This is a genomic window from Mesorhizobium sp. B2-3-7 (assembly GCF_006442695.1).
GTDB lineage: Bacteria > Pseudomonadota > Alphaproteobacteria > Rhizobiales > Rhizobiaceae > Mesorhizobium.
On record NZ_VFVV01000005.1, the window covers coordinates 156,377 to 173,204 of the forward strand.

The window sequence follows — 16,828 nt, forward strand, 5'->3', positions numbered from 1 at the left end:
ACGGCGTGGCGCGCATATCGAGCCGATGCCGGTGGACCCAGCCATGGCGGTATACATGCCGCCATGTCGCACGGCCTGCCGGTTATCTCCTAATCGGAGGCTTTCAATTTGTTTATCGCCCACGCCGCGAAACTCCGGCCCTTGCACCGTTCCCATACAATGTATGTGTTCCCCCAGACTCGCCCGCTTGCCGAGATGTGGCAGGCTAGTTTCCGCTTAGATGCAACCGTTTGGGGCCACGTTGCTGCCCTGGGCCAGCATCGTCCTCTGCTGGCCGGCTACCTGAGGCCCGTCGCTGCTTCTCAGTGGCGGTTTTTTTCTTGTCCGAGAAACGAAGGGCCAGTTGGCTAGTTGGGTGCGAAGGAGGATCGATCCGATGCAAAAGGATAGCGATGGGCACGAGAGGGAGAATCAGCAATTGCTCGCCCGACGGCTCGCAAGCGAGGTCGGCATTCCCGAAGGGGATGCACTGGATCTGATCAAGCTCATCGGGACAGACTGGAACTCGCTGCTGCGCGAAGCCCGGTTTCTAAAAACCCAGCGCCGGCCATTTTGATGTCGGCCAGGATCGCGGCCCGTGAAGCCCTCGCGCGACCGGAGGTCCTGCTGCATGTTTTCGCGGTTGGTCTTCCGGGAGAAAATCATGCCAATTCAACGAAAGGCGGCCGAGGCCGGTATTTTCGATGAATCCGAGTTGGCACTGCTTGGGCGGGTCTTCGACGAGCTTAAGCTAGACAACCCATTGCCTGATGAGTGCGACTCGATTGCCTCCCGGATCATTGCAAGGGGGAGGTCGAGGCCGAGTTGATTTCGCTATCGAAGCAGCCGCTGGGCCGTTAGCCAAAGTCACGGAAACTTACCGCCTGCCCAGTCTTTGCGTTTAAGGGCGTCTCTCCCGCATTTCGCCTACGTCTTTTTGCGGCCAAACACTTGCTACCGAAGGGTGGCGGGCTTTTTACTGTGTGGGTGGAACCCCATCTGGCGACAATCGTTCTGTGCGGCAACACTGCGGGACCGTTAGATCGGGGCAACGATGCGGAGAAGGCAACGGTTCACCGACAAAGAAAGGCACGAGAGAAAGGAGCGTACCTCGGATGCTGCGCGCGAGTTGATCGAGGTCGAGCGGGCGGCACGGGATGCGAAGACAGCTCGGCTCCGGGAGCAGCGGCTGACGGCTGAGATTCACAGCTCAGCACCTAAGAAGGTGCAGCCCCGATAGCTGCTTAAGGGAGGCAGCGATGCTCGATACCCATGATACCCATATAGACATTGCGCGGGCGGCTATTGAAGCCACCTTTTTGTTGCGACGTCATTCCATGGTAGCAAACGCCGCATTTCGGCGCGATATTGATCACTCCCGATGCGTGATCGCGGCATCACGCGAGCTTCTGAAACGCCTGCGCCAAAGCCATGGCGATGACACCGCCCGAGCTTGGGAGGTTGCAGACCCGGCTCCCTTTGCTGTTTCAGCGTTCGATGCCGATGTCCTCCGCGCAGCGTTCAGAGATTTGGTGTTGGGAACGAACGTGCCCGAGTGTCAATGGCGCGATCTGGCTAAGACCCTGGTACTCGAATACGCCGGGTGTGATGAGGTCCAAATTGGTTTGCTGGATTGGATCACCAGGAAGTAAGTACCTGTGCCAAGCCGAGTTGAGCGCGTTTCTGGAGATCAACCAGGAGCGCCACGAGGGTTTTCGACGTCTCGGCTTCGGGAGTTCACGATTTTCATTTGTCCGGTTGACTGGCGATTTGACATGCACAACCCGCCGCCAAATGTGGCGGCGGGTTGTGGGTTTCGTTCGAGATTTCAGTCGTAGACCTTGACGATCTTGCGGGTGCTCGGGTCCACCAAAAACGTGCGGTTGTCGACCACCACATATCGGTATTTGACATTGGGAACTTCATGGAGCTCGACCGTGTCCGGCAGAGCCGTGCCGACATTCAGCTCAAGTCCGAGAAGGTTCACGGAAGCCAGCGGTTGCTTCTTCACGTATTCGCGCACGACGGTATCCTGTTCCGGTGTGATGACAACATCCTGTGCCGCAACTGCGCCGACGCCGGCCAAAAGCAATAGCGCGGCAGCGGTGCTGGTAAGGGGGATCCTCATGGTTTTTCTCCTGTTGTTCCGGCGACAGCACAAGTCTTCTGTGCGCCAGGCAACTGAACACGTCGGCAGGCCGAACGTTCCTCGATCAGGCTTCAGTCGGAATCCTGACCAGACCAAAGGCCGATCACAAAACGCAATGGTCTTATCTCTTGAGACTAGGCGGAACGGCTTAGGGCTAGGCTAGTTGCTTCTCCAGACTCGGAGAAAGCAGATGGATAAAAGCATTGGCCAAGCGCGTTGGTTGCTCGCGCCAACTTTCGCCGCAGCCGTCACATTTTTGGTGATCGGCATATTCCTTGGCTGACATGTCGTGGATCGGCACAGCTACGTCCCTTCCTGTGCTGATAGGGCCCGCAAGCCGCTTCGGTGGCTGGCGGGCCCTCTATTTCCAGTATGTTTGGTGAGCAAAAGACAATGACATCGATCCAGAGAACCAATGAGAGTGGCAACGCAAACCAACCGGCAAATGCGGGCTGCTCTTGCTCAATGGAACATACCTCCGCCCTCGCAGTTATGTGCGTTCCGATTGGCTAGTGTGGAGAAACCATGAAGCGAGACTTTGAATACCTGTGCGCTTGGGCCAGCGCACGGGGCATTAAAATCTATCAGCGTTCAAAGACAGTATGGATCGCGGCTGGCGGCTTTCGAGGTCGCGATTTGGAAGTTAAGGGGCGGTCGCCAGCTATTGCACTCTCATTATGGATTGAGGCTACCCAGTACAAAGGTACCATATAGAACTGTTGGCCGGCGCCTTTTTGGGGGGCGGGGGGGTAAACCCGGCTTTTAATGGGCGCCGGCCTAGCGGGTTGGGGTCCGCCAAGAAGTATATTACCAGAAAACCCTGATGGTAGATATCCCGCGATAACAGAATATCTGCGCGTAAGATTTGGTCCGAGTCAGTCGATCTCGAGCGGCTCGTGGTCTGGGCAGTTCATGACACATCACCTGACGCAGGTCGCGCATATCGAGCTTCCGGTCACGGATTTTGCAGGTATAGAAGTTGTCCGCTTCAAGCGCCGGATCGCCACCATGCCCATGCCCATGGCCGGGCCTGGGCGGGCGGGGTCGGGCCGGTGTTCGGCCAGGTCGGCTTCTCCAACAAATTCGCCGGGAAGTTTAAGCGGCGGTCGAACTGGGTGCGACAGAAGAAGCGACCGTTGCTTGGACCGCCACACTAGAACACCGAGCAGCGTTGTAGGCCTCTCTTCCGCATTCCACTCGACGGCCTGGCGCTCGAACGAATCCTATAGCTCGTTCACTGGGATTCAGTTGAAAGACGCAGTCGACCCATAGACGCATCAAGTCGGCAGAATGAGCCCGGGCTGTGTGGGATACGGTCACTTGCCATCACAGCAAGAGCAACGCTCAACTCTGGTCCACAACCGCTGGGGCCGACTACGACGCCTGGGAGGCGATGGGCAACAAGGGATGGGGATGGAATTCGGTGCTTCCCTATTTCCGCAAGATGGAGACCGCCGATAACGACAAGGATAATGCCTATCGCGGCGGCATGGGACCTCTCCGGGTGTCGGCCTTACGCTGGAAGCACCCGATATCGGCCAAGTTCATCGACAGCTTCGTCAATGCGGGCGTCCCCCTGAACCCAGACCTCAACGGAAGATCCCACGAGGGTGTCGCCTGGAATCAGGGCTCCACCAGAGGCGGCGTTCGTCACTCGGCCTCGCCTCGGTGACGCCAAGCTCACATTCATGGACGATGCGTTGGTCGAGCGCATCGTACTGGAAGGCAAACGGGCTACCGGCGTCGACATTCTGCGCGGCAGCCAGAAGGTACGAGCCACGGCACGGCGCGGCGTGGTCTTGTCGGCCGGATCCATCAACTCGCCGCAGATACTGATGCTCTCTGGCATCGGCGATCCGGACCAACTGGCCCCCCATGGGATTGGCGTGCGGATCGCAAGTCCCGAGGTCGGCCGCAACCTGATGGAACATCCGGGCCTCTATCTCCGTGCGGAGATGAACGTCAAGACGGGGAATGCCTATGCATCGCCGATCGGACGGGCAAAAGCATTCGCCGAATGGATTCTCTCGCGCAACGGTGTGTTGAGCGTGCCCACCGCCCAGGTGCTCGCCTTCCTGAAATCGACGCCGGATAGGGAGATACCGGACCTCCAGTTCCATCTCTTCCCCTTCGGATACGTCAACGACAACGGCCGTTTGCACGTGCCGACGCGCAACCTTGTTACCATCCTGGCCAACGTCAACTATCCCAAGAGCACCGGCCACCTCGAGCTTCGTTCCAGCGATCCGCGACAGCCGGTGGCGATCTATTCGCGCCTGCTCGACCATCCAGACGACGTTGCCTGCGTGCTGCGCGGCTTGGATTGGATACGCAGGCTCGCTTCGACGCCCCCGTTCGGCAGCCATGTGCGCGAGCTCATCGACGTGCCGGCTGAAGGCGCGGGGCCTGCCGCGGACGAAGCCTATGCGCGCAAGGCCACGGTGCCGTTCCTGCATCCGGTGGGCACTTGCCGGATGGGATCGGACGAAAACGCGGTCGTCAGCCCGGAGCTTCGCGTACACGGCACCGAAGGGCTCTGGGCCGCGGATGCCTCGATCTTCCCGCGTCATATCGCCGGCAACACCAACGCGACGGCGATCATGATCGGCGAGCGTGCGGCCGACCTCATCCATCCGTAGCGGAGAACTAGTTTATCATGACGCGGAATTTCACGCAGAACTTCGTCGGCGGCAGGCGCGTGGATCCCCTGGGCGCCGATTTCATCGAGGTCCGCTCGCCCTACGACGGAAGCCAGGTCGGCGCGGTGCCGCTGGCAGCGCAGGCCGACGTGGATCTTGCGGTCGCGACGGCGCGCAAGGCATTCGACGAGGGCGCTTGGCCGCGCATGCCGGTGGTCGACCGTATTGCTGTTATCCGCAGGTTCGCGGAATTCTACGAGACCCGCTCCGACGAGTTCGCCGGTTTGGTGACGGCGGAGATGGGCGCGCCGGCCTGGTTTGCCAAAGCCATCCAGACCTCATTCGTGATCAGGGCCAAGCCTATCTGGTTGCCGCCGAGGGGTATCCTTGGGAAGTGCATCGCGCTGGCTATCCCCGGGGTAACGCAGTTTGGGTCCGTGACCCGGTAGGCCTGGTCGCCGCTGTCATCCCGTGGAACGCGCCACATCAGGTCGCTCTGGCGAAGCTCTTTCCGGCGCTGCTCGCCGGCTGCACGGTGATCCTGAAGCTGGCGCCGGAAACCGCGATTGACGGCCAGTATCTGGGCGAGTTGTTCAGTGAGGCGGGACTGCCGGAGGGTGTCCTGAGCATCCTGGTCGCTCACCGGGAGGTAAGCGAATCTGGTGACGCGTCCGGGCGTGGACAAGATCGGCTTCACCGGCTCCACTGCTGCCGGCAGCCGCATCGCCAGTCTGGCGGGCGCACAACTGAAGCGCGTCAGCCTCGAGCTCGGTGGCAAATCCGCGGCAATCGTGCTGGACGATGCTGATATCGGCCAGACAGTCGATGCGCTCCGCTATCGTTCCTTTCCCGACAATGGGCAGGTCTGCGTCGCGCAAACGCGTATCCTCGTGCCGCGCCGGCGCCACGATGCCTTTGTCGACGCGCTTGTGGACAATGTCTCTGGCATGACGATTGGCGATCCGGCGGATCCTGAGACTTTTCTGGGGCCGCTGGTGGCGGAACGCCAGCGTCAGCGTGTGCTCGACTTCATCGCTGCGGGCATCGAAAGCGGAGCCGATCTTGCCGCCGGAGGGCTGGGGATGCCGGAAGGCATCAATCACGGCGCCTTCGTCAAGCCCACGGTTTTTGCCAATGTCAATGACGCCTCGCGCATCGCTCAGGAGGAAATCTTCGGCCCGGTCGTGTGCGTCATTCCCTACGACTGCGTGGACGATGCCGTTCGGCTCGCGAACGACTCTATCTATGGCCTGTCGGGTTCGGTGTGGACCTCGGATCCTGATCGAGGATTGGAGGTCGCGCGTCGCATCCGAACCGGGGGAGTGACCGTCAACAACGCGGCCTCCGATCTCCTGTCGCCATTCGGCGGCTTCAAGCGCAGTGGGATCGGACGCGAATTCGGTCCCGAGGCGATCAACCACTACATCGAACACAAGACCGTAGCTGTCTGAGCGGGGACGACATGAGCAATAGTCCTGCCGTCTGGGGGCACGTTGAGGCATTGGCCAGGCGCTTTGTTGAGCTGAGCGACAGGGTGTGGGGAACGCCCGAACTCAACTATCAGGAACGCCGCTCGTCACAGGAGCACGCGCGCATGCTGCGGGAGCAGGGTTTTCGGGTCGAGACGGGGCTCGCCGGAATGCCGACCGTAGTCATGGGAGAAGCGGGGGAGGGCGGATCGGTAATAGCCTTCCTCGGAGAGTTCGATGCGCTGCCGGAACTCAGCCAGGAGGCTGGCGCGGCGGAACATCGGCCTCTCGCAGGAAACGGGCCAGGCCATGGCTGCGGCCACAACCTTCTGGGGTCCGGTGCGATGCTCGCCGCCACGGCGGTGAAGGAATGGCTGGCCGCGGGCAACCTGCCCGGCCGCGTGCGCTACTATGGCTGTCCGGCAGAGAAGGCGGGGCCGGCAAGGCCTTCATGGTTCGCGACGGCAATTTTCGATGATGTGGATGCGGCGATCTCGTGGCATCCCTTTGCATTCGCCGGCGTATGGAGCCAGCAGCGCTGGCCTATGCCATTCTCGATTTTTCCTTCACGGGGCGCTCGGCTCATGCTGCTGGCTCACCGCACCTTGGGCGTAGCGCGCTCGATGCCGTCGAGCTGATGAGCGTTGGCTCGAACTACCTGCGCGAGCATATCCCCTCCGACTGCCGGCTTCACTATGCCTATCTCGACACAGGTGGGCCGGCGCCCAACATCGTACAGGCTCAGGCGACGGTGCATTACATCGTGCGATCGCCACGCGCCGGCGAAGTCGTGGCGCTTGTCGACCGTGTCAAGGGCATCGCCGATGGCGCGGCCCTGATGAGTGAGACCACAGTAAAGTCGCGCCTCGTATGCGCCATGAACAGCTTGCTTGGGAATCGCGTGTTGGAGCGGGCTTTGGCCCGCAATTTCGAAATGCTCGGGCCACCGGAATTCGACGCGGAGGACGAGGCCTTCGCGCAACGGATACAGGCAAGTCTGACGCAGGATCATGTGCAGTCGGCATATGCGATGTTCAGGCTGGGGCCCGGCGCAACGGCATTGTGCGACCGCATCGTTGGAGTCGGATCGAACGGCAAGCAGATGCTCGGATCGACTGATGTGGGAGACGTGAGTTGGAAGGTACCGACGGTCCAGGCTTATGGCGCCACTATGGCGATCGGGACGCCGCTTCACACCTGGCAGGTCACAGCCCAAGGCAAATCGCCTCATGCCCATAAGGGAAGGGTGCATGTTTCGAAGGTGATGGCAGCCACCGGGGCGGATCTGCTGAGCGACGCTGCCGTGTTGATCGAGGCGAAGAAGGAGCACGCCTCCAGACTGGCGCGCGATCCTGTGGTGAACATTCTTCCGGCCGACCTTTCTCCGCCGCTTCTTGGCTGGAGCAGGTCCGCTTAATCCGGATCATATCCTGTGGCGTGGAAGTAGTTTTGGCACTCACCCTGAGAGCAGCTCGACGATCGAACCGACTGCGCCCCACAGCGCCTTGATGAGTCGCGCTGCTTTGGAGCGCAGAAGCGCCGTGAGTTTTGAGAATGCGTTCTCGATTGCTTGTCGCGAACCAATGGTCAACGCTGGCGAGACACGAGAGTTTCTGAAATCGAAGCGCTCGCGGTCGAGGTAAAACGCCACATCAGGATGCGCATAGGTCAGGAAGAAGCCAGCCTTCCCATCTGTCAGCGCGGACAGGTTTGCTTCGATCCCGCCTCCATCCGGGATCAGCGAGCTTTGCAAGTCGGGTATTTCCGCCGCCAGCGCGCGAGGCCAGTTTGGGAAGAACGTGATGGTCAGCGTATGCAGAGCGGCAAGGTAATGAGCAGGCCTCGCAGGGAGAGTTTCCGGGCGTCCCGGACCACGCTGTCCGAACTTGCAGCGCAACTGCCGGCACAGATCGCGTGCCGACCTTCGACAAGCGAAAAGTCCAGCTTCAGCGCTGCCATGCCGCTCTCGGGATCGCCTGGATAGCGCTGCCCATCAGCACGCCAAGGCCGGACAGTTCGTCAGCCGTTGTTTGCCACTGATTTAAGCCGCGTCGGGCTGAGCTTGATGCAAGGTCAGCTTTCCCTCCAGACCATATCGAGACGGTCAACCCGCTTTCGTGACGAATGCGGCCGCGCTCATAACGCTATCATCAAAATGCATGACTACCTTCTTTGTGGTTAGAACTGAGGCACCGCTCTCAGAGAAACTAGTCGTCTTTTTGGTCCTTTGGTTCGCCAGACCATACGAGAGAATACGAAGGAAAAGGTTTGGCGAACCAGCTACTAACGTATTGTTTTCCCGTAGAAAACGATGACCCTCAGAGACTAACATAACCGTCACCTGTCAGGAGGTTACGAAGCGGTTCGCCCAAAATGATTCAAGAAGCTGATCCAGCATTCGCTGACCGCTTTTATCTTATACCGAACGGCAGCTTTGCGCCCATTGTCAGACATTCGGGTGTGACCGTTGCCTACCCCGAAAGCAGCCATTATTGGGTGCCCGACGCCACTCGGCTGCCGAAGTTCGCGGCAATCTGAATCTGTAGAAAGCTCGAAAAATCTTCCAACAACCGCGATTGTTTGCTCAACCGCGCACGGAACAGCCAGACTTTGAACGAAATGCTCGGCTCGAATGGGATCGCGACGATGCGCTCGTCCTTATACCAGGACATGGTGAGCTGATCGACGATCGATATTCCGCAGCCCTCCGCGACAAAGCTGCAGGCGGTGTCGGATTGGGTGGTTTCGATATGAAGCCTTCGGACAACGCCAAGGGATTCAAAAGCCTTGTCGATTGCCAGTCGGGATTGATCGTTTCGTCCGAGTGAGATGAAAGGCTCACCGCCGAGATCTTTCGCGCTTATCCTGGCAGAGCCTGCCAGGCGATGCGATTGCGGTACGACGCAGAGGGCCTGGAGTGTGCCGATATGGACCGCTTCAACCTCATCGCGATCACTAGGAAGCACTGATAGTGCGAGGTCAGCGTCTTGCCGCACAATCAGATCGGACACGTTCCGCGATTGCACGGAATCCAGCGACACATTCACTTCGGGCTTGTCTTTGCAATATCCGGCAATGATTTGAGGCAAAACCTGTCGGCTGATTGCCGGGAACCCGGCGATGCGCAGCGTTCCATAACGGTTGAAGCGAAGACCTTCCGCAACCCGTTCGATCTTCTTTACACCTGCGTAAACGCGTTCAGACTCCCCGAAGAGAATGCTTGCTTCCGAGGTTGGGAAGATCCTTCCGTTTCGCCGTTGGAAAAGCTGAATTCCGCTTTGACGTTCAAACTGACGAATGAGTTGGCTGACAGCTGGCTGGGAGACCCGCAGCATGTGCGCCGCACCGACCATGCTGCCGGCAACCATGACGGCACGGAACGCTTCAAGCTGCCTGAGATTCATGCACTATCCTCTATAAGGGAACCTTATCGTTCCACACAAACTTCCAATTGGACATACGCAAATGCAAGTGAAAACATGAGAAAAATCCAGCCCATTAGCTGTTTCCAATAGCTGTATGCCAAAACAAGAACTTATAGAAAGGGAACGAGCACGATGAATTCACTTTCGTTCGAGAATGACCACTCAAAAGCGCCGGCAGCCCGAACTGCCAGACAGTGCTTTTTAAAAATGGCCTTGGCCGGTTGTGTTGCTATCGGGGCTACCGCCTATGGGTGGGCTGAAGATCTGGGTGTCATTAAGGAAGGCACGCTCACCGTTGCCGCCACGGCCTCGTTTCCGCCGATCGTCTCGGTCGACCAAAGTGGCGCCTATGTCGGCATTGATGCCGACATCATAGAGGCTGTGGCAAAAAACCTCGGCCTCAAGGTCAACTGGATCAACATTAAATTCGACAGCATCATCCCCGGTGTGACCGCCAAGCGTTTTGATGTCGGCATGACCGGCATCACCGATACGGTCGAACGCGAGAAGGTGGTGGATTTTGTCAATTATGCCAATGTCGGCTCGGGCATCATCGTACAGGCGGGCAATCCCAAGAACGTCGGCAAACTCGACGATATCTGCGGTTTGATCGTAGCGTCCCAAACCGGCGATGTAGCCACCTCTTACGCGAAAGCTCAGTCGGAAAAGTGTGTTGCCGAAGGACGTCAACCTGTCATTGTCAACGAATTTCCTGAAGCGACGCAGTCCATGCTGCAGCTCCAGAATGGCCGTGCCGACATCATCATCCATGATTATCCCCTGTCAGCCTATCAGGTGGAGCAATCCGGCGGGAAACTCGCGCTGGCCGGTGGGCAGTTTTCTGAGGCCCCTTACGGTATGGCCGTCTACAAGGACAACACCGCCCTGCGGGACGCACTTGTCAAAGGTCTCGACGCCATCATTGCCAGTGGCGAGTATGGCAAGATCCTCGACAAATACGGCGTGGCAGAAATGGGCATTGAGAAAGCTGGCTACAACGGCGCGTCAAAATAGTCTCCAATAGCGGGCCGATTAGCGAGCGAACGCCTTCGGCCCGCTTGAGAGCCCTGTAGCACAGCAGAAAAACCAATGACTGTTTCAGAATTTCCCATCGTCCGCCGGCGGCATCCATGGCGTTGGATATCCACGATCATCATGCTCGCTCTGGCGGCGGCGGTGGCGGCACATGTTTCGCAAAACCCCGTCTTCTCGTTTCAGTCGGTTGCCGAGTACTTGTTCGAGCCGCGGATTATTTCGGGCGTCCTCATCACTATCTATGTGACATGTGGATCGATGCTCTTCGGTCTGGTTCTGGGAGTCGCGCTCGCCGTAATGCGGATTTCGGACAATCCGGTGATGAGCGCCGCATCCGGCCTTTTCATTTGGTTCTTTCGCGGAACGCCGGTGCTCGTCCAGCTCATATTCTGGTTCAACATCGGCATCATCTTTCCGGCGATCACCTTGGCGTTGCCGGGAGGTGACATCCTCTTCCACGTCTCCACCAACAGCCTCATGACGCCCGCCGTGACAGCGCTTCTAGGTCTCGGCCTGAACGAAAGCGCATATATGTCGGAGATTGTACGAGCCGGCATTCTGAGCGTCGACGACGGTCAGAGGGAAGCGGCCAAAGCGCTCGGACTGCCCCCATCCAAGGTCATGAGTCGTATCGTCCTTCCGCAGGCCCTGCGTGTGATTATCCCACCAACAGGCAACCAGTTCGTCTCGCTGTTGAAGACATCGTCGCTGGTATCTGTGATCGCGGCGGGCGATCTGCTGACGCAGGCTACCCGCATCTACAACGAGAACTTCCGGATCCTCGAACTGCTCGCCGTGGCAAGTCTCTGGTACCTGCTGCTGACCACGCTGGCCAACATCGCGCAGCATTATATCGAGCGCCGCTACTCCCGCGGATTTGTCGACCGCCCCAAACAGAGCTTTTTCGGCACAGTGAAGATCGCAGCCTGGCGAACCCGGGCCTTTCCAGCGGGGAAGCAAGGTGCTGCACGCCATGACTGACAACATCGTTGAGATCAGGAATGTCAGCAAATCCTACGGCGGCACGGCTGTTCTGAAGGATGTCCGACTGGACGTCCGTGACGGTGAAGTTGCCTGCATCATCGGCCCCTCCGGTGCTGGAAAGTCGACGCTGTTGCGATGCGTCAACCGACTGGAAAAACAGGACGCCGGCATGATTTTCGTCGCCGGACAGCCAATGGGCTTTGCGCTGCGCGCCGGCAAGTTCCATGAGCTCGACGAAGGAGCACTGGCTCGGCAAAGAGCCGGCATCGGCATGGTGTTTCAACGCTTCAATCTATTTCCGCACATGACCGTGCTGGAAAACATCGTCGAAGCCCCGGTGACATTGCGCAAGACAACAAAAGCCCAAGCAGGTGATCATGCCCGCGAGCTGTTGGCGAAGGTCGGCCTCACGGAAAAGCTTCACCAGTTTCCCGCGCAGCTTTCCGGTGGGCAACAACAGCGCGTCGCGATCGTTCGCGCCCTGGCGATGAACCCGCGCCTGATGCTGTTCGATGAGCCAACCTCGGCTCTCGATCCGGAGCTCGTGGGCGAAGTGCTCGCCGCGATGAAAGACCTCGCCAAAGACGGAATGACGATGATTGTGGTGACCCACGAGATGGGCTTTGCCCGCGAGGTTGCAGACACCATTCACTTCATGGTCGAGGGCGAGATCGTGGAAAGCGGCCCCGCCGAGAAGATGCTCCGCTCACCGCAACAGCAGCGGACCCGGTCATTCCTCAGCAGAGTCATGTGAACGCCAGCAGGGCCGCTTGCCAATACAGCGGCTGCCTCCGAGCCCCGACCATCTGTCCAACGGGAGAACCAGCCCTTGCTCTACAACGATATTGTCGACTTGTCGGGTGGCTACGCCTTCCCAGCCTGTCTGCCGGACGTGACGCGTGAAGCGGCGATTGCCGCGAGCACATACCGCTCCGAAACCATGCAGTACACCGACGTGCTGGGTCTGGATGATCTGCGGGACCTGATCGTCAGCTATGTCAGGGAAGACGGTGTTGTTTGCCATCGTGACAACGTCATGATCGTCAATGGCGCGAAGCATGGCTTGGATCTGACCTGCCGTGCATTCCTATTCTCGGGAGACAGGGTCATCGTCACGGCTCCCACCTACATGACAGCACTCAGTATTTTGCGAACGCACGACGTCGAATTCCTGGCTATCCGTCAGGATGAAGATGGTATCGACACCGAAGACCTGGAAGCCAGGCTTGTCGAGGCTCAAGCGCTTGGCGAGCCTCTACCCAAGCTTCTTTTCGACGTCCCTGACTTTCATAACCCAACAGGCATCACAACAAGCCTTGATCGCCGTCGTCATCTTGTCGCGCTGGCGGAACGCTTCGGTTTTCTCATTATCGAGGATGATCCGTATCGTCGAATACGCTTTGAAGGCGAACCCGTGGCACCCACCAAAAGCCTCGACGCCACGGGCGTGGTGGTTGCCCTGGGAACCGCCTCGAAAATTGTCGCCCCGGGCCTGCGGATCGGGTGGGTTATCGCCGAACCAACCATCATAAAGCGCATAGCAACCTACAAAGCCGATGGCGGGACCAGTCCCTTTAACCAAAGGATCTTTGCCGAACTCCTGCGCACCAATCAGATCGATGGACATATCAAAACTCTGATCGAGGAGCTGCGTGCCCATCGTGACGCGATGGTTGATAGCCTGGCTTCGTTGTTGCCGGCAGCGACTGTCAGAAAGCCGTCAGGCGGTTATTTCCTTTGGGTCGAGCTTCCACCCGACGTGGACGCTGATGTGCTGGCAGGTCTCTGCCCTCGTTTTGGAGTAAAAGCCTATTCCGGGCGGCTGTCGTTTCCTGGGCAGCCGACACAGAACGCTCTACGACTTTGCTACTCATTTGAGGACTCGGCCCGTATCAAAATTGGCATCGGCAGAGTAGCGGACGCTTACAATTCGCTGAGAGCTGGCAAGTTCGATGAAGGAGCGAAGCGATTGGCTGTAGCAGACTCCTTGGACGCAAACATCTATTGAAAAAATCTCCGGCTGTATGCGGGTTCCACCGTATCGACGTAAGCCAAAAGCGGAGCCGTGATTAAAAGCGGACGTCACTTCGCGGCCAAGCCCCACCTTTCCATAGTCGCCTATGGACTTGCCGCGATATCCTCTGCAAGGCGCGCCAAATACAATCCCGTCCGGCATTGTCCCACACCGGTGTCACGAGGTCGGGCAAGCCACCGAAGGAAGGTTGGCTCAAGTCCATTGCGCATTACCGTTTTCAAGCTATGATGAAAAGCGTCATTCTTGGAAACAATATGAAAAAAAACTTCAAAATTGAACCGGCGACCACTAAAGATGTCGCCGCCATCGCCCATCTGCTGAGTTGCGCCTTCGGTTTCAGCAAGGCACGATCGCAGGAATACCTCGCCAATATCGGCCTCGAAACGTTGCGGTTCATCCGCGGCGAGGACGGTCGTCCAGTGGTCTGCGCGGGGCTGCTTCAAACGGCGCATGTCTTCCATCGCAAGCCTGTGAAGGCAGCTAACATCGTGCATGTCGCGGTCGCGCCGGAGCGGCGCGGGCAGGGGCTCGCGGTCCCCTTCGTCGATTCGCTCTGCGACGAGGCGGCGAAGAACGGTGCGGCCATAGCCACGCTCTTTGCGTCGACGCGCCCGGTCTACCGCAAGGCCGGCTTCGAGCTTGCCGGCCACGAACTCGTTTACGAGGCCGAGACGGCAGCGTTGCCTTCTACGAGCCGGTTAGCCTTCGGGCGCGTCGAACTTGATGATCCGCGCCTCGTTACCGCCTACGCCGAAAAGACGTTGCGTGAAGCCGGATTGCTTGTAAGAGACGCCGCACATTGGAACGAGCTGCGGCGCGCCCCGACCGACGCGCTCGCCGCCTATCTGGCCGAAGGCGAGACCGCCTATCTCATCCTCGACATGGGCGACAAGGCGCGGCTTGTGATCCGCGACTGGTTTGCCGCTTCGTCCGAGGCCGCCCTCGGCCTGCTCTCCTTCCTTGCCCGCTTCCGCTCCGTTTATCCGGTAGTGCGCTGGCACGGCGCTCCGCATGACGATCTGGTGGCGGCGATGCCGGACAAGGGCTGGCGGCTTGCCCACCAGGAGGAGTGGCTGTTGCGGGTGCTTGACCCCGCCGCCGCCTTGCGCCAGCGCGGCTACCACGTCGACCACGCAAGGCTCACGTTCCGCATCGGCGAGGCGGCTCTTCAGGTTGAAGTGAGTGGCGGCGCAGTCGAAGTGCGCAAGGCCGGCACATCCGGCCCGGCGGTGTCAGTGCAGCCAACAGGTTTCGTTCAGCTTTTCACAGGCTTTCGCAGCGCCTCGAAACTGGCGCACTATGGCCTTCTTGCCGGCGACTCAGCTGACATACGCCGCTGTGATCAGCTCTTCGCCGGACCGCCGCCTTGGGTGGCGGAGCATTTCTGAGCACAACGCACGAACCAGGAACGGTTATGACACATGCGCTGATAGCCTCGCTGAGAGCGGCGGCCGGAGACATGACGCCGGCGCTGGCGCGAGTCGCCGAGACGGTGTTGGCGCAGCCAGACGCCACGCTGCGCCAGAGCATCACCGAGCTCGCCGAGGTGTCAGGATCGTCGGAGGCAAGCGTCATGCGCTTCTGCCGCGACCAGGGCTTTACCGGCTTCCAGGATTTCAAGCTGGCGCTGGCCAAGGAACTGGCGACCGACGAGCGGGCGCGGGACATTGGCTCGCCATCCGACGACATCCAGCGGCTGGTGGAGACCGCGATCATCTCGCTACGCGAGACCGAGCAGCTGATCGTCCGCAAAGATGTCGCTACCGCTTCGCGAAAGCTCCTCGACGCCTCCGTAGTCGAGTGTTTCGGCATCGCCGCTTCCGCCGTCACGGCGCAATACCTTGCCTACAAGATGACCCGCATCGGCAAGTTTTCCCGCGCTCTGGGCGACGCGCATCTGGCGGTCATGGCGGCGGGAACCGCCCAGTCCGGCACCGTGCAGGTGGTGATCTCGAGCTCGGGCTCGACCATCGATGCCGTGCGCGTTGCCGAGCTCGCTCGCTCGAAGGGCGCCTTCGTCATTGGGATCTCCAACCGCTCGAAGAGCCCGCTGATCGCTGCCTGCGACCTGGCGCTGATCGCTTCCTGGCCGGAGACCCCGCTCACTGGAGGCGCCTTCCCGTCAAAGATCAGCCAGCTGCTCATCGTCGATGCGCTGGTCGCCGAGATGACCAGGCAGGATCCGAAGCGGCTCGTCGAGCTCAGCCGCACAGCGGAGGTTGTGAGTGACCGTAGCTTCTGATTTGTCGGTGCTCGCAGTCGACATCGGCGGCACCAAGATAGCGGCAGCGGAAGTCAGCGGCGAAAGGATCGCCAAACGGTGGCAGGCGCCGACACCACGTACCGGCAGGGGCGACGATCTGATCGCGGCCATCGCCGAGCTTGCGCCGAAAAGCGGTTTTGGCGCGGTCGCCGTCGCCACCACCGGCATCGTGCGCGACGGCGCGCTGACGGCGCTGAACCCTCAGACCCTACCGATCGAGGACGGCTATCCGATTGCCTCAGCGATCGAGCGCGCCTTCGGCATGCCGCCGCTCGTCGTCAATGATGCGCAGGCTGCTGCCTGGGCCGAATTCAGGCTCGGCGCCGGCAGAGGTTTTCGCAACTTCGCCTTCTTCACCGTTTCGACCGGCATCGGTTGCGGTCTTGTCGTCGACGGCCGGCTGGAAAGCGGCGCCACCGGGCTCGCCGGCCATGTCGGGCACGCGATGTCGGATCCCGGCGGGATCCCGTGTGGTTGCGGCCGGCGCGGCTGCCTGGAGACGGTTGCCTCGGGTACGGCCCTGGCGCGGGTGGGCAGTCAGCGCCTTGGCCGCAAGGTCGCGGCGCCCGACCTGTTCAAGGCCGCTGCGGAAGGCAACGGCGTTGCCGCCGAAATCATCACCGCCGCAGTCGTTGCGCTAGCCAACGCCTTTGCCGACCTGACGGCTGCGGTCGATGTCGACTGCTTTGCCGTCGGCGGCGGCGTCGGTCTGGCCGATGGCTTCATCGAGGCGCTGCAAGCGCGCTCGCTCGACCTGCCGCGCGTGTATCGTCGTCCCATCGTTGCCGCGCTAGCCGGCGCCGATGCAGGCCTGCTTGGCGCCGCCTTCTTGGCTCGCCAGTAATTCTGA

At 59.9% G+C, this 16,828-nt stretch carries 17 protein-coding genes and 1 pseudogene; 15 read left to right on the forward strand and 3 right to left on the reverse strand.

Features of this window, described 5'->3' with window-relative positions; translation table 11 throughout:
• The first annotated feature begins 376 nt into the window (after positions 1–376).
• On the forward strand, positions 377–556 hold the full coding sequence (locus FJ940_RS12080; RefSeq protein WP_140656654.1) for a hypothetical protein: 180 nt from the start codon (positions 377–379) through the stop codon (positions 554–556).
• Between the two features lie 682 nt (positions 557–1,238).
• Positions 1,239–1,631, forward strand: a complete 393-nt coding sequence (locus FJ940_RS12090; RefSeq protein WP_140656655.1) for a hypothetical protein — start codon at positions 1,239–1,241, stop codon at positions 1,629–1,631.
• 176 nt (positions 1,632–1,807) lie between these two features.
• Here FJ940_RS12090 and FJ940_RS12095 read toward each other — a convergent pair whose 3' ends face one another.
• Positions 1,808–2,107: a DUF1236 domain-containing protein gene (locus FJ940_RS12095; RefSeq protein WP_140656657.1), complete on the reverse strand. Its 300-nt coding sequence runs from the start codon at positions 2,105–2,107 to the stop codon at positions 1,808–1,810.
• Positions 2,108–3,431: 1,324 nt separating this feature from the next.
• Here FJ940_RS12095 and FJ940_RS28970 point away from each other — a divergent pair.
• The 6 genes from FJ940_RS28970 (at position 3,432) to FJ940_RS29045 (ending at position 7,653) form a co-directional block, all read left to right on the forward strand.
• Entirely contained in the window at positions 3,432–3,800 is a 369-nt protein-coding gene (locus tag FJ940_RS28970; RefSeq protein WP_140656658.1) for a GMC family oxidoreductase N-terminal domain-containing protein, read from the forward strand.
• A 16-nt stretch (positions 3,801–3,816) separates the two neighbouring features.
• A complete protein-coding gene (locus tag FJ940_RS12105) occupies positions 3,817–4,767 on the forward strand; it encodes a GMC oxidoreductase (RefSeq protein ID WP_140656659.1) in 951 nt (316 codons plus the stop codon).
• A gap of 17 nt (positions 4,768–4,784) precedes the next feature.
• On the forward strand, positions 4,785–5,216 hold the full coding sequence (locus FJ940_RS28975) for an aldehyde dehydrogenase family protein (protein WP_210242425.1): 432 nt from the start codon (positions 4,785–4,787) through the stop codon (positions 5,214–5,216).
• Positions 5,217–5,429: 213 nt separating this feature from the next.
• A complete protein-coding gene (locus FJ940_RS28980) occupies positions 5,430–6,218 on the forward strand; it encodes an aldehyde dehydrogenase family protein (protein WP_281405877.1) in 789 nt (262 codons plus the stop codon).
• An 11-nt stretch (positions 6,219–6,229) separates the two neighbouring features.
• The gene (locus FJ940_RS29040; RefSeq protein WP_348641152.1) at positions 6,230–6,874 is read left to right on the forward strand and encodes a hypothetical protein; all 645 of its coding nucleotides are present in this window, start codon (positions 6,230–6,232) and stop codon (positions 6,872–6,874) included.
• On the forward strand, positions 6,760–7,653 hold the full coding sequence (locus tag FJ940_RS29045) for a peptidase dimerization domain-containing protein (protein WP_348641153.1): 894 nt from the start codon (positions 6,760–6,762) through the stop codon (positions 7,651–7,653). Before FJ940_RS29040 ends, FJ940_RS29045 begins: the two co-directional genes overlap by 115 nt.
• On the opposite strand, the pseudogene FJ940_RS28755 reads toward FJ940_RS29045, so the two are convergent.
• Together FJ940_RS28755 and FJ940_RS12125 are read right to left on the reverse strand one after the other, a co-directional pair.
• Positions 7,650–7,803, reverse strand: a pseudogene (locus FJ940_RS28755) (IS630 family transposase); the annotation flags it as partial. The gene FJ940_RS29045 and the pseudogene FJ940_RS28755 sit on opposite strands and share 4 nt — an antisense overlap.
• Before the next feature lie 922 nt (positions 7,804–8,725).
• Positions 8,726–9,640 carry a LysR substrate-binding domain-containing protein gene (locus FJ940_RS12125; RefSeq protein WP_140656661.1) on the reverse strand — a complete coding sequence of 305 codons (915 nt, stop codon included), beginning with the start codon at positions 9,638–9,640 and terminating at the stop codon, positions 8,726–8,728.
• A 153-nt stretch (positions 9,641–9,793) separates the two neighbouring features.
• Here FJ940_RS12125 and FJ940_RS12130 point away from each other — a divergent pair, with 153 nt between their 5' ends.
• The 7 genes from FJ940_RS12130 to FJ940_RS12160 all read left to right on the forward strand — a co-directional run bounded on the left by FJ940_RS12130 (position 9,794) and on the right by FJ940_RS12160 (position 16,822).
• Complete coding sequence (locus tag FJ940_RS12130) at positions 9,794–10,675, forward strand: ABC transporter substrate-binding protein (protein WP_140656663.1); 882 nt, start codon at positions 9,794–9,796, stop codon at positions 10,673–10,675.
• Between the two features lie 75 nt (positions 10,676–10,750).
• Complete coding sequence (locus FJ940_RS12135) at positions 10,751–11,677, forward strand: amino acid ABC transporter permease (RefSeq protein WP_140656664.1); 927 nt, start codon at positions 10,751–10,753, stop codon at positions 11,675–11,677.
• On the forward strand, positions 11,670–12,434 hold the full coding sequence (locus tag FJ940_RS12140) for an amino acid ABC transporter ATP-binding protein (RefSeq protein ID WP_140656665.1): 765 nt from the start codon (positions 11,670–11,672) through the stop codon (positions 12,432–12,434). The genes FJ940_RS12135 and FJ940_RS12140 overlap by 8 nt, the downstream gene beginning before the upstream one ends.
• 75 nt (positions 12,435–12,509) lie before the next feature.
• Positions 12,510–13,688: a PLP-dependent aminotransferase family protein gene (locus tag FJ940_RS12145; protein ID WP_140656666.1), complete on the forward strand. Its 1,179-nt coding sequence runs from the start codon at positions 12,510–12,512 to the stop codon at positions 13,686–13,688.
• 167 nt (positions 13,689–13,855) lie between these two features.
• Positions 13,856–15,103, forward strand: a complete 1,248-nt coding sequence (locus FJ940_RS12150) for a GNAT family N-acetyltransferase (RefSeq protein WP_246671011.1) — start codon at positions 13,856–13,858, stop codon at positions 15,101–15,103.
• 26 nt (positions 15,104–15,129) lie between these two features.
• Complete coding sequence (locus FJ940_RS12155; RefSeq protein ID WP_140656667.1) at positions 15,130–15,957, forward strand: MurR/RpiR family transcriptional regulator; 828 nt, start codon at positions 15,130–15,132, stop codon at positions 15,955–15,957.
• On the forward strand, positions 15,941–16,822 hold the full coding sequence (locus tag FJ940_RS12160; RefSeq protein WP_140656668.1) for an N-acetylmannosamine kinase: 882 nt from the start codon (positions 15,941–15,943) through the stop codon (positions 16,820–16,822). The genes FJ940_RS12155 and FJ940_RS12160 overlap by 17 nt, the downstream gene beginning before the upstream one ends.
• Positions 16,823–16,828 lie beyond the last annotated feature (6 nt).

Bases quoted from the DNA above. Each gene is read 5' to 3' on its own strand.
- FJ940_RS12080 (WP_140656654.1), top strand. From the start codon at position 377: ATGCAAAAGGATAGCGATGGGCACGAGAGGGAGAATCAGCAATTGCTC.
- FJ940_RS12090 (WP_140656655.1), top strand. From the start codon at position 1,239: ATGCTCGATACCCATGATACCCATATAGACATTGCGCGGGCGGCTATT.
- FJ940_RS12095 (WP_140656657.1), bottom strand. From the start codon at position 2,107: ATGAGGATCCCCCTTACCAGCACCGCTGCCGCGCTATTGCTTTTGGCC.
- FJ940_RS12105 (WP_140656659.1), top strand. From the start codon at position 3,817: ATGGACGATGCGTTGGTCGAGCGCATCGTACTGGAAGGCAAACGGGCT.
- FJ940_RS28975 (WP_210242425.1), top strand. From the start codon at position 4,785: ATGACGCGGAATTTCACGCAGAACTTCGTCGGCGGCAGGCGCGTGGAT.
- FJ940_RS29040 (WP_348641152.1), top strand. From the start codon at position 6,230: ATGAGCAATAGTCCTGCCGTCTGGGGGCACGTTGAGGCATTGGCCAGG.
- FJ940_RS29045 (WP_348641153.1), top strand. From the start codon at position 6,760: ATGGAGCCAGCAGCGCTGGCCTATGCCATTCTCGATTTTTCCTTCACG.
- FJ940_RS12125 (WP_140656661.1), bottom strand. From the start codon at position 9,640: ATGAATCTCAGGCAGCTTGAAGCGTTCCGTGCCGTCATGGTTGCCGGC.
- FJ940_RS12130 (WP_140656663.1), top strand. From the start codon at position 9,794: ATGAATTCACTTTCGTTCGAGAATGACCACTCAAAAGCGCCGGCAGCC.
- FJ940_RS12135 (WP_140656664.1), top strand. From the start codon at position 10,751: ATGACTGTTTCAGAATTTCCCATCGTCCGCCGGCGGCATCCATGGCGT.
- FJ940_RS12140 (WP_140656665.1), top strand. From the start codon at position 11,670: ATGACTGACAACATCGTTGAGATCAGGAATGTCAGCAAATCCTACGGC.
- FJ940_RS12155 (WP_140656667.1), top strand. From the start codon at position 15,130: ATGACACATGCGCTGATAGCCTCGCTGAGAGCGGCGGCCGGAGACATG.